This is a genomic window from Gordonia sp. LMA167, from assembly GCF_058130025.1.
On record NZ_CM176708.1, the window covers coordinates 2255822 to 2268185 of the forward strand.

Sequence of the window (12364 nt, forward strand, 5' to 3'; positions counted from 1 at the left end):
CTCCGAGCCTGCGAGGATGCGTCACGAAGGGCCCTTCGTGACACTCGGCTGGCGCCTCGTTCCTCAGGGACCGGGGTTGGGTTGCGCGGCGCGCTGATCCGGCAACTCTTCCGATCAGGACGGTTCCCCAGGGACCGGCCGGCGAGAAGCGATGCTCGTCGATTCAGCGATCGGCGAGGATCAGGTCCGCGGCCTTCTCGCCGATGAGCACCGACGGGGCATGCGTATGCCCTCGAATGATCGTGGGCATGACCGAGGCGTCGGCGACGCGCAGGCCCGCGACGCCACGCACTGCGAGTGTCGGGGTGACGACGCTGTCGGGATCGTTGCCCATCCGGCACGTGCCCGCCGGGTGATACAGCGTGTGCGAGTGACGGTTCAGCACCTCGGCGAGCGTGTCCTCATCGGGCACGCGGGAGTTTGTGCGTGGTTGTGACACCACACCGAGACGCCCGCGCAGCGACGGCGCCTGCGCGATCTCGACGGTGGCCCGCAGACCCGCCATCATGGCAGCCCGGTCGACGCCGTCGGAATCGCTGAGGTAGCGCGGGTCGATGAGCGGCTTCGCGGTCGGGTCCGCCGAGCGCAGCGTGATCGTTCCGGTGCTCTCCGGTTTGACCAGGATCGGCCCCATGGCGACGGCGTGGTGTGGATATGGCTCGCCGAGGCCTTCGTTGTAGAAGGCCACCGGGGCGAAGATCAGCTCGAGGTCCGGCAGTCGCAGATCATCGCGGCTGCGGATGAAGCCATAGGCCTCGCCGACGTTCGATGTGAGCATCCCGCGACGTCGCAGCAGGTACTTCGCGAGCTCGAGGGGACTCTCCGCGTCGGCGAGAGAACCGGATTCGACATCCCAGCCGATCGGGGCGAGCAGGTGATCGAGCAGGTTTCGCCCGACGCCGGAATTGTTTGCGACGGTGCGGATTCCGTGGGTGGCGAGTTCCTCGCCGTGTCCCACACCCGAGAGCATCAGCAGCTGCGGGGTGTTGACCGCCCCACCGCACAGCACCACCTCGCGCCGCGCGTGGACGGTCAGCGATCGTCCCGCGCGAGAGTATTCGACACCGACCGCGCGGGTGCCCTCGAACAGCACCTTGGTGGCGGTCGCCTCCGTGATGAGGTGCAGGTTCTTGCGGTTGAGGGCGGGGCGCAGGTACGCGTCGGCGGTGCTCAACCGCGAGCCCTTGTGCTGGGTGACCATCGTCTGTGAGAAGCCCTTGGGCTCTGGCAGATTCGCCCGCTCGACGGCATGGCCGCACTCGGCGGCCGCATCGAGGAAGGCGCGCGTCAATGAGCGCGGCGAACGCTGATGCGACACCTGCAGCGGCCCGGTCGTGCCTTCGTCGTTCTCGGTGGCGTCGGCAACATTCTCGATTCGCCGGAAGTACTCGACGAGGGAGTCGAACGACCAGTCGTCGCCGGCGTGCTCGGCCCATTCGTCGTAGTCGGCGGCGAATCCGCGCACCCACATCATGGCGTTCATCGACGACGACCCGCCGAGGGTCTTGCCACGCGGGTAGAAGACTCGACGCCCGCCGAGTTCCGGCTGCGGCTCGGTGGAGTAGTCCCAGTCGGACGCGCCGCCGAAGAGCTTCGAGAAGGCCGCCGGGATATGGATGAACTTGTCGGAGTCCTTGGTTCCCGCTTCGAGGACAAGGACCTCGTTGCGGGGGTCGGCGCTGAGTCGATTCGCGACGACGGCACCGGCGGAACCGGTCCCGACCACGACGAAGTCGACGGTGCGTGGTGTGGTGCTGGGCATGATGGCCTTTCGTTCTCGGATGTGGTCAGCCGCGCAGCGCGGAGGCGAAGATGGCGGGCAGTTGTCGGGGGCTCGGCTCCGCGGCGAATTCCGCGAGCAGGCGGCCGGTGGCGGCCGACGTCCGGTTGGTCACGAACCACGGGGGCTTGGGAGACAGCGACCATTCGCCGTGCAGGATCGAGCGCGGCGCGGGCCGGAAGGGTCCGCGAACCACGGTGCGTTCGGTGTCCGCGAGCAGAAACGCGTTGTGCACCAATCCGGTTCCCGACTGGATGTCATCGAGTGTGTGTCCTCCGAAGGCACCCCAGGTCGCGGCGGCGGTGAGGAAGCCGACCGCGGTCCACGCGTTCACGGCGATGGTTCCGTAGCGGAGGTCGGCGATCATCGCCTCGAAGTCGGTGCCGAGATCGGCGATGGACCGTGGGTGCGCGATCACGTTGATCCCGAGCGTGCCGATGAACTGGTTGTTCACCACATCGGTGGCAGTGGTGAGGAAGTCGGTTCCGGAACCGGGCAGTTCGAGGACGCCGAGGACGGGGCCGAAGTATTCGGTGGACAGGAGGTCCTCGTCGGCGTCGGGCGACAGGCCGGTGACCAGCAGCCGCTCGCCGGCGGTCCCGCAGCGCTCCGCGTCGGGGTAGGCGGTGTGCGCGGCTGCGACGCGGCCGTCGCTGCCCGGGTAGTAGGCGACCCGTGCGGGCGCGTTGTGGAAGGCCTTGCGCAGCGCGGTGAGGAACTCCTGCTTCTGGTCCCAGTCGGCAGAGATGATCACGGCCTGGGCGGCGACACAGTTGTACCCACCGTTGTGCAGACGCTGCGTCGCGATGTGTTCGGCCTGGAACTTCAGATCTGCGGCACTCCACCTCCCGGGCACCACGATGGTGGGTGACACGCCGCCGAGTTCACTCGTGATCGGCTTGGTCAGTCGGGGATCTCCGGACTCTCTACGGCGCTGTGCTTCCTCCCCGGTTCCCCACACGATCAGGTCGTGGGTGGCGGCGCTGCCGGTCATGTGCACATGCGCGACCGCGTTGTGGTGCACCAGATATTCGCCGACGTCGGCACCGCCGGTGAGGATGCGGATCGCGCCGAGCGAGATCAAGGGTTCGAGTACCCGCTCGAGGACGGGGAGCAGGGGGTCGGTGAGCGGATTGAGCTTGAGGGCGACGACCCGATTGTGTGCGAGCAGCTCGTAGATCACATCCAGCGGTGCGATCGAGGTGATGTTGCCCGCGCCGAGCACCACACCGATACCGCCTGTGGTGGTGGGATCGAGCTGGGCGAGGCCTGCGGTCGCCTTGGCCTGTGCGGTGTCGATCCCCGGCCGCAGCCAGACGTCCACGCGGAAGCCGCTGAGCAACAACGAGTCGTAGACCGAGGTCGGCAGCACCTGCACGGTGGTGCGACCGGATGCGGTGCCGAACGTGGCCTCGGCGACGGGACTGCGACCGGCGGCGAGGTCACGGAGTGATTGTGCGGCCGCACCGAGCCCCGTCGCGAACGCGTACGGACCCGAAATCCACTCCTCGCCGGCGAGCGCCGAATGTGGCCCGAGCCGCTTGATCGAGGATGCGGCGGCGACCCAGTCGGCCGCATGAACTCCGGTCAGTGCCCGCACCCGGTCGAGAAGGTCCGCTCGTTCGGTAACCGACAACTCGGCCCAGACCTTCTCACCTGCGGACAGATTGGCGAGAGCGCTCTCGACCAGGGCTTTGTTCTCGGTGTTGTGCTGTGTGTCGACGCTCATCGCGTGCTTCAACTCCTGCCGTGAGGATGGGGGTGGCGGTTTCGCCGGTACCTGAATTCTCGGCGAGCAGCCGCGTCCTCACCATGGGCGGCCGCAAAAGCGCCGACGCTGTGACTTTGTGCCACGGCACAAGCCGGATATGGCGTGGCTCACCCTTCATCGTTACGATGTGGGCTGTGGCCATATCAACGGGCAGCTCGCGCGCAGCTGCGCTCGCCGCCGACGTGCTCGACGACCTGTCGGAGCTGACCGACACCCTGGTGGAGCGGCTCGAGGCCGCCGAGCAGACGTACCTCGATGCGCAACTTCTCACCCTCGAGCAACTCCGCAGCGCCTGCACCGAGAACCTCAGTTCGATCCTCACGGTCCTCGCCGGGCAGGGGCGGGTGCGCGTCGACGTCGCCCGCGCGACCGGACGTCTCAAAGCCGAGCAGGCAATCCCTCTCGCAGCCGTCCTTCGTGCTTACCGGCTTGGTGGGCAACTGATCTGGGAACAGATGCTGCGCCGGGCGCAGCAGGTGTCGCCGGAGGAATTGCTCGACATTCCCGCGCATCTCTGGGAGGCGATCGACACCTACTCCGATGCCGCGGTCGAGGGCTATCGCGAGGCCGAGATCCTGCGCACCCACGCCGACGCCGAGGCGCGAGCACTGCTCGTGCGGACGGTGTTCGACGACCACTCCGACAACCCCACCGCGATCATCGATGCGATGCGCGCTCTGGGTCTGCCCGAACGCGCATGCTTCGCGGTGGTCTGCGCGGAGGGCGCGGAGCCTCGTCCGGCCGTCGCCGGCGACACCGCCACCCGGCTGCAGAACAAGGGCATCACCTCGGTCTGGGACACCCAGCCCGACGGTTACCTCGGACTGATCTGCGGCCGGTCCGACGCCGACGTCGACATCGCGGTCGGCGAGGTGGGCTCGGTGTTCGAGCGCCGCGTCGGGGTCAGCCGGGCGTTCGCGGTCCCCGCCGACATCGCCGGTGCCGTCGACGAGGCACGTCTTGCGCGACGGTGTGCGCCCGCCGACGTCGCCACCCTGATCCGATACGAAAACCTTTCGCTCGCACTGCTACTCGTCCGTGTCCCGGTTGCCGCCCGCGAGGTTGCGAGCCGCACCCTGGGAGCCTTGCTGGAGTTGCCCGACGGCGAACGCGACGAGATGTTGGCAACGCTGGAAGCCTGGTTCGAATGCGACGGGTCGACCGCCGCCACCGCGGATCGGCTGCATTATCACCGCAACACGGTGCTCTACCGGCTTCGCAAGATCGGTGATCTGACCGGCCGCTCCGTCGACAAACCGATCGATGCCGCCGAACTCTACGTGGCGCTGCGGGCGATCCGATTGCTCGGTCATTCAAGGACCTGACCAAGCGTCCCATTCGGTCCCCGAGGAGCGAGCGTGCCCTCCCGGTCCCTGAGGAGCGAGCGTGCGAGCGTGTCCTCCCGGTCCCTGAGGAGCGAGCGTGCGAGCGTGTCCTCCCGGTCCCTGAGGAGCGAGCGTGCGAGCGTCACGAAGGGCGGCCCTTCGTGACGGCCCTTCGCTAGCGCTTCGGGCCTCCTCAGGGAGCGGGGGTTGGGCGGGCTTGCGAGCGTGGCCGTTTCGGTCCCTGAGGAGCGAGCTTGTCCACCCGGTCCCTGAGGAGCGAGCGTGCGAGCGTCACGAAGGGCGGCCCTTCGTGACGCATCCTCGCAGGCTCGGAGGCTCGTCAGGGATCGGGTGGTGGGCGCAGCGTTTCGGGCCTTCTCGGGGTCGGGGGTTGGGCGCGGCGTTTCGGGCCTTCTCGGGGTCGGGGGTTGGGCGCGGCGTTTCGGGCCTTCTCGGGGTCGGGGGTTGGGCGCGGCGTTTCGGGCCTCCTCGGGTCGGGTGGTGCGCGCGGCGTTTCGGGTTCTCTCGAGGATCGGGTGGCTGGGCTTTCTCTACCGGTGTGCGAGCCTCGGCACCGGACCGGGGGAGCGAGCCTGCGTCCGTTCCGCACCCTCGCTGTGCACAGGCACAAGTGTCTGCCGGACTGTGTTGTCACCGCGACCATCGACACCGAACGTGATTGACGCAACACTTGAATCATCCACGAAATCGAGGCCCGGGAGACTGAGCAGATGACCAACCTTTCCATGAATCTCGTTGCCACGGCACGCGATCACGGTGACACCGTCGCGCTGAAGTGCGGCGAGTTCGCGTTGACCTACACCGAGTTCGACGCCGCCGCAGCCCGCGTGGCGACGCTGCTCGAGCGGGAAGGGATCGGCCCTGGCGATCGGGTCGGGATCATGCTGGGCAACACACCGGCGTTCGCATTGGCGTTCTACGGGATCTTGCGTCGTGGCGCGATCGCGGTACCGATGAATCCATTGCTGAAGGCCCGCGAGATCGAGTTCTACCTGACCAACACCGGGGCCTCCGCCTTGTTCGCCACACCCCTGTTCGCCGACGAGGCGCGCCCGGCAGCCGAGACAGCGGGGAGCCGGTTGTGGCTGGTCGACGACGCCGGACTGGCGGAGCTGATCGCCGACCTGCCGGCGCAGCCCGGCCCCGTCGAGCGGACCGACGACGACACGGCGGTCATCTTGCACACGTCCGGCACCACCGGCAAGCCCAAGGGCGCCGAACTCACCCACGGCGGCCTCGCCCGCAACGGTGAGGTGACCGCGCGGACCCTGCTGGGCATCGAGTTCGGCGACGTCGTCATGGGATGCCTGCCGCTGTTCCACGTGTTCGGACTCACCTGCGGGATGAACACCTCGGTGCTGGTCGGTGCGACACTCACGCTGATCCCGCGTTTCGATCCGCGCACAGCGGTCGAGGTGATCGAGCGCGACAAGGTCACCGTGTTCCTGGGTGTCCCGACGATGTATGCGGCAATGTTGGGTGTGGCGCAGGAGTTCCCGACGTCGGCGACCGCGACCCTGCGCACCTGCGCGTCCGGTGGTGCCTCGCTGCCGGTGCGGGTGCTGAGCGACTTCGAGAAGACCTTCGGATGCATGATCCTCGAGGGTTACGGCCTGTCGGAGACCTCACCGGTCGCCTCGTTCAACCACCCCGACCGTGAGCGCAAGCCCGGTTCGATCGGTACCCCGATCGAGGGCGTGCGCATGCGCGTCGTCGACGCCGCCGGCAAGGAGGTCGCCACCGGTGAGCCCGGCGAGATCCAGATCGCCGGACACAACATCATGAAGGGCTACTGGAACCTTCCGGACGCCACCGCGGCAGCGATCGACGAGCAGGGGTGGTTCTCCTCCGGAGACATCGGGAAGGTGGACTCCGACGGCTACTTCTTCATCGTCGACCGCAAGAAGGACCTGATCATCCGTGGCGGATACAACGTCTACCCACGCGAGATCGAGGAGGTGCTCTACGAGCATCCCGCGGTCGCCGAGGCCGCCGTCGTCGGTATCGCCCACGAGTCCCTCGGGGAGGAGATCGGCGCCGCGGTCGCACTGAAGCCCGGCGCCTTCGCCGACCCCGCCGAGCTCGTGGAGTTCGTCAAGGAGCGCGTCGCCGCCTACAAGTACCCGCGTCACATCTGGATCCTCGCCGAGCTGCCCAAGGGCGCCACCGGCAAGATCCTGCGCCGCGAGATCACCGTGCCGGAGGTGCAGAACATCCGGTGATACGGCCGGATCGACCGAATCCGGTGGGGCGGCGAGGAAGTCTGACCATACTGCGAGAATGACCGAATCGCGACGCCCACCGGCCAGCGCGGTGGTGATCCGGAGTATCTACGGGACCTCGGCCGTCGAGTGGTTCCTGATCTTCGCCATCGGCACCATTCTCGTCACGCGCCTGTATCTGGAGGTGACCGGCTACCCCCAGGTCGGTGGCGGCACCCTGCATATCGCGCATGCGCTGTGGGGCGGTGCGCTCATGATGCTCGCCCTGATCATCGGCTGGCTGTTCCTCGGTGCGGCCACCCGGATCACGGCGATCATCATGGGCGGCATCGGGTTCGGGTTGTTCCTCGACGAGGTGGGGAAGTTCGTCACCAAGGACAACGACTACTTCTACGGTCCATCGGCCGAGATCATGTACGTCCTCGTGGTGCTTGTCCTGGTGATCAGCCGGATCGTCCGGGACGTCAAGCGGCCGACAGTGGCCGAGGCGATGGCGAATGCGGCCACCATCGCCGCCGATGGGATCTCGCACGGCCTGCCGGCGCGTCGCCGACGACAAGCGCTCGAGTTTCTTCAGTCGGCCGCCGAACAGGATGCCGACCCCGAGCTGATCGCCCACATCCGGGGACTGCTCGATGCCGGCCGGGACAGTCCGGACCGCCTCATGCGGCTGCGCGATCACGCGACCGCGTTGATCCCGGGCTTCTTCCGCAGCCCCCGCTGGGTCACGGTGGTCGGCTGGCTGCTGGTGGCGAGCTCGGCGTTGACCCTCATCGTCGGCGGGCTCGCCTGGTACTTCAACAATCGCGACCTGGGCGATGACGTCGACGTGTACTTCGAGATCAGCCGCAGCACCCCGGCCAGCTGGATTCTGTTCATCAGCGGCATCGTGACGCTCGCGCTGTCGCTGCCGGCGATGATCGCGCGGCGACGCACCGCGAGCCTCTGGCCGATGCGCTCGCTCCGGTTGGCGGCGCTGGTGTTCACCCTGACCAACGCGCTCGTCGACTTCGCGCTCGAAGGCTTCGGCGCATTGTTCAACCTCGCCGTCGGACTCTTCGCGCTCGCCGTGATGACCTACCACCTCGGTGAGCAGGTGGCCGCGCGCGGCCCGGCGCGTGAGCGACTCAGAGTCTGAGGATTCTCGTTCGCGCGTGAGCGGCCGCCGCGGTCAGCGGAACCGGTCCCGCAGGTTCGGATCGTCGTGCCACCACAGGGTGGGTGCAGGCTCATGATCGTCGACGACCGGCCGGTCGACCGAGGGCACATCGAGCTCCGCGTCGATCTGCGCCTCATGCTCATGTTCATCGGACCGGAACCGTGCGAACAAGGTCATCAGGAACGGCAGCCCGACGGCGTCGCCGAGGATCCAGAACACTCCCGCGCCGATCGTCTGGTCGGTGCGCAGCGACGGACCCCAGGTGCGATCCAGTGCGGCGTAGTGGCTCGCGGCGATCAGCGAACCCTGCCACAGGATCACGCCGAGCACGCCGTCGCCGATCGATTCGCCGAGCGTGATCAACAGGGACAGACCCTGGGGTTGTCGCCGCGGCACCGGGTCGAGTTGCAGACGCGCGTAGAAGTAGACGACGCCGACGACGACCAGGAGAATCCGTGTCCCGACATCGACGACACCGTTGTCCAACAGCGCCGGGTACCAACCGGTCAGGTAGATGAGCCACGGCGTCATGAGGAGAGCGGCCGACGTGGTCGCCGGTGACAGGCCGACCCGCGCGGCACGTGACCGCAGCGCGGCATCGACCCGGGCCCGGCCCCGCGGCCCGAGCGCGTCGCGGGCGACTGTCAGCGGCATGCCGAGTGCGAGACCAAACGGTGTGACCATCAAGACCAGCACGAACTGCAGAGCCCGCACCCAGAACAAGGTGTCGCTGTAGACACCGATGAAGCTGCACGCGCTCACCAACCAGACTCCGCACCCGAGGGCGCCGAAGAGGACTGCTCGCCGAGCGGGCACCGACGAGCGTCGCCAGGCGAGTCCGTACGCCACCGCCACGACGAGGATGATCGTCACCGTCGGCGCGTCGACACGCCACGCGGTGAACGCGGTGCCGAGTGTCAGCGGGGCCTGGGCTGCGGTCACGGCGACCAGTATGCGCCGCCACGTCCGAGGATGCGCAGGCCCGCCAGGGATGTCGCTTATGCGTGAAATCTATACGGACAAAAGCGAATTGAGCAGGATCGCATCCCAAACCGAGCCGAGCGGCGACGTTCGGCCGAGGTTGCTGCGGTACCGGGCACATCGCGGGGCCGGATTCGCATGATCAACTGAGAGTGTGAACACTCTCGACCGCGCCACCGTGAGCGCCCGCATCTCCGGTTTCCGACGGCGGGCCGCCGACGTCCCCGACGCCCGGTTGGCGGCAGTCGCGATCACGATCGCCGAACGGGACGGACGTCAGGGGATCTGGCTGACCAAGCGCCCGGCGACGATGCGTCGACACGCGGCGCAGTACGCGCTGCCCGGTGGTCGGCTCGATCCGGGGGAGGACCAGCAGACCGCCGCGCTTCGCGAACTCCACGAGGAGATCGGCATCGACCTGCCCGCCGACAGTGTCATCGGCACGCTCGACGACTACGCGACCCGGTCCGGTTTCGTGATGACACCCGTCGTCTGCTGGGCCGACGAGACCCATGTCCCCGATCCCAACCCCGATGAGGTCGCGCAACTGTTCTTTGTGACCTTCGATGAGCTGATGGTGGAACCGCGGTTCCTCACGATCCCGGAATCCGACCGTCCGGTGATCCAGCTCCCGATCGTCGGAGCGCTCGTCCATGCGCCCACAGCCGCGGTCATCTACCAATTCGCCGAGGTCGTCCTGCGCGATCGGCACACCCGCGTGGACGGTTTCGAGCAACCGGTGTTCGCCTGGCGCTAGCGACACCAGGCGGGACCCACCCCACTCGGACGCGACATCACAGCGGTGGTAGCAACAAGGTCATGACTCTGAGCATCGGACGCTTCGCGAAGGAAAGGCAGTGATGGGCACCGTCACCGTCGAGCGGCGCGGCGAGATCGCGATCGTGACCCTGGATCGGCGAGACGCGATGAACACGCTCACCGTCGATCTGGTGCGCGACCTCACCGAGGTGCTGGACGCGATCGACGCCGACGACGAGTGCCGTGTGGTGATCCTGACCGGCGCCGGACGGGCCTTCTGCGCCGGTCTGGATCTTCGTGGCTATGGTGACGACGAATCCGTCGAGGGGCGTGGCGTGATGGTGTCGGCGTTCTCGCGGCAGCAGGACATCGCCGGCCTGGCCCAACGGATTCACGGGCTGCGCCAGCCGGTGATCGCCGCGGTCAACGGCGCTGCCGCGGGCGGTGGTCTGGCGCTGGTGTGCGCCAGCGACATCCGGATCGGGTCCACCAGAAGCGTGTACGCGGTCGGTTTCATCCGGGCGGGCTTCTCCGCCTGCGACATCGGCGTGTCGTGGCTGCTGCCGCGACTGGTCGGGACCGGCCGCGCGCACGAGTTGATGCTGACCGGACGCCGGTTCACCGCAGCGGAGGCGCAGCGCTACGGGCTTCTCGTCGACGTCGTCGAACCGCCGGAGCTGCTGGACACCGCAATCGCCACGGCAGAGTCGATCCTCGCGAATCCTCCGCTCTCGGTGGAGCTGACCAAGGTCGGTATGTGGGCCGCGGTCGAGTCGAACTCCTTCGCCGCGACGGTGGAGTTCGAGAACCGTCAGCAGATGATCACCGCCATGACCGACGATCGGAGCGAGGCAACCGCCGCGTTCCTGGAGAAACGACGACCGGAGTATCGACGACGATGACGACCGACCTGTTCGATGTGAAAGGCAAGACCGCGCTCGTCACGGGCGGCACCAGCGGAATCGGCGCCATGATCGCGCACGGACTGCATGAACGCGGGGCGCGGGTGCTGATCGCCGGCCGCAAGGAGGCAGCGCTGGCGGAGGCCCGTGCGGCCGGCCTCACCGCGTTCCAGGCGAACCTCTCGACGCCGGACGCCTGCCGGGAACTGGCGGCGCAGGTCGCCGGCGAGGTCGATCGGCTCGACATCCTGGTCAACAACGCCGGGGCCACCTGGGGTGCGCCGCTGGAGGAATTCCCCGATTCGGCCTGGGACCGGACGCTCGACCTCAACGTGAAGGCGCCTTTCGCACTGACCCAGGCGCTGCTGCCGTCGCTGACCCGAGGGGCCACCGACGACGATCCGTCCCGCGTGATCATGATCGGCAGTATCGACGGGATCCGGGTCCCGCGGACGGACTCGTACTCGTACTCGGCGAGCAAGGCGGCCGTCCATCAGGTCACGAGGCATCTCGCACGCGACCTCGGGCCGAGACATGTCACCGTGAACGCCATCGCGCCGGGGCCGTTCGAGTCCCGGATGATGGCTCCCATCCTCGCCGACCTTCGCGAGGAGATCGAGGCGACTTCTCCGCTCGGACGGATCGGGCGGGCCGACGACGTGGTCGGCGCCGTCGTGTTCCTGTCCAGCCGAGCGGGCAGCTATCTCACCGGCGCCGTGATCCCCGTCGACGGAGGCATCTCGACCACCCGCTGAGCGCGCCGGAAAAAAAGTTTCCCTCCCGGGAATGGAATCGGACCATGGTCCGTTTAAAGTGGTGTTGGGTCGCGAGGGCCCACGGACCAGTACCTACGAACAGACACGTTCACCTGGAGGAATCACCATGACCACAGCCGTATCCGCCCCCATCGCCACCGGCACCTGGACCATCGACCCGGCCCACTCCGCGGTTGCCTTCTCCGTGAAGCACCTCATGGTCAGCAAGGTGCGTGGCAACTTCGAGACCTTCTCCGGCACCATCACCGTCGCCGAGGACGGAACCCCCTCGGTGCAGGCCGAGATCGATGTCACCTCGATCACCACCGGCAACGCGCAGCGCGACGGGCACATCAAGTCCGCCGACTTCTTCGACGCCGAGAAGTTCCCGACGGCCACCTTCGTGTCCACCGGCGTGGCACCCAAGGGCGACGACTACGTGCTGACCGGTGACTTCACCCTGAAGGGTGTCACCAAGTCGGTCGAGCTCGAGCTGGAATTCAACGGTGTGAACCCGGGCATGGGCCACGGCCCGGTCGCCGGTTTCGAGGCCAAGACCGTGCTGAACCGCAAGGACTTCGGCATCGACATCGAGATGCCCCTCGAGGGCGGCGGCGTCGTCGTCGGCGACAAGGTCACCATCACCCTCGAGATCGAAGCCGGTCAGCCTGCCTGACCCCACCGGCTCC

General features: G+C 67.6%; 10 protein-coding genes. 7 read left to right on the forward strand and 3 right to left on the reverse strand.

The window, feature by feature from the left end; genetic code table 11:
- Positions 1-163 precede the first annotated feature (163 nt).
- Positions 164-1762 (reverse strand): GMC family oxidoreductase, encoded by a 1599-nt coding sequence (locus ACVT6V_RS10160; RefSeq protein WP_489899682.1) that lies wholly within the window; start codon positions 1760-1762, stop codon positions 164-166.
- Between the two features lie 25 nt (positions 1763-1787).
- Entirely contained in the window at positions 1788-3509 is a 1722-nt protein-coding gene (locus ACVT6V_RS10165) for an aldehyde dehydrogenase family protein (RefSeq protein WP_489899683.1), read from the reverse strand.
- Positions 3510-3685: 176 nt separating this feature from the next.
- Between ACVT6V_RS10165 and ACVT6V_RS10170 the strand changes: the two genes are divergently transcribed.
- The 3 genes from ACVT6V_RS10170 to ACVT6V_RS10180 all read left to right on the forward strand — a co-directional run bounded on the left by ACVT6V_RS10170 (position 3686) and on the right by ACVT6V_RS10180 (position 8257).
- Entirely contained in the window at positions 3686-4876 is a 1191-nt protein-coding gene (locus ACVT6V_RS10170; protein ID WP_489899684.1) for a PucR family transcriptional regulator, read from the forward strand.
- Between the two features lie 731 nt (positions 4877-5607).
- Positions 5608-7119 carry a long-chain-fatty-acid--CoA ligase gene (locus ACVT6V_RS10175; protein WP_489899685.1) on the forward strand — a complete coding sequence of 504 codons (1512 nt, stop codon included), beginning with the start codon at positions 5608-5610 and terminating at the stop codon, positions 7117-7119.
- A gap of 91 nt (positions 7120-7210) precedes the next feature.
- Entirely contained in the window at positions 7211-8257 is a 1047-nt protein-coding gene (locus ACVT6V_RS10180) for a hypothetical protein (RefSeq protein WP_489900769.1), read from the forward strand.
- Positions 8258-8290: 33 nt separating this feature from the next.
- Here the strand turns inward: ACVT6V_RS10180 and ACVT6V_RS10185 are convergent, their stop codons facing one another.
- Positions 8291-9220, reverse strand: coding sequence for a cytochrome c oxidase assembly protein (locus tag ACVT6V_RS10185; protein WP_489899686.1), 930 nt, complete (start codon positions 9218-9220; stop codon positions 8291-8293).
- A 193-nt stretch (positions 9221-9413) separates the two neighbouring features.
- On the opposite strand from ACVT6V_RS10185, the gene ACVT6V_RS10190 reads away from it, so the two are divergent.
- The 4 genes from ACVT6V_RS10190 to ACVT6V_RS10205 all read left to right on the forward strand — a co-directional run bounded on the left by ACVT6V_RS10190 (position 9414) and on the right by ACVT6V_RS10205 (position 12351).
- The gene (locus tag ACVT6V_RS10190) at positions 9414-10016 is read left to right on the forward strand and encodes an NUDIX hydrolase (protein ID WP_489899687.1); all 603 of its coding nucleotides are present in this window, start codon (positions 9414-9416) and stop codon (positions 10014-10016) included.
- A gap of 103 nt (positions 10017-10119) precedes the next feature.
- Complete coding sequence (locus ACVT6V_RS10195) at positions 10120-10920, forward strand: enoyl-CoA hydratase/isomerase family protein (protein WP_489899688.1); 801 nt, start codon at positions 10120-10122, stop codon at positions 10918-10920.
- On the forward strand, positions 10917-11675 hold the full coding sequence (locus tag ACVT6V_RS10200; protein ID WP_489899689.1) for an SDR family oxidoreductase: 759 nt from the start codon (positions 10917-10919) through the stop codon (positions 11673-11675). Before ACVT6V_RS10195 ends, ACVT6V_RS10200 begins: the two co-directional genes overlap by 4 nt.
- Positions 11676-11802: 127 nt before the next feature.
- On the forward strand, positions 11803-12351 hold the full coding sequence (locus ACVT6V_RS10205; RefSeq protein WP_489899690.1) for a YceI family protein: 549 nt from the start codon (positions 11803-11805) through the stop codon (positions 12349-12351).
- The last annotated feature ends 13 nt before the right edge of the window (positions 12352-12364 follow it).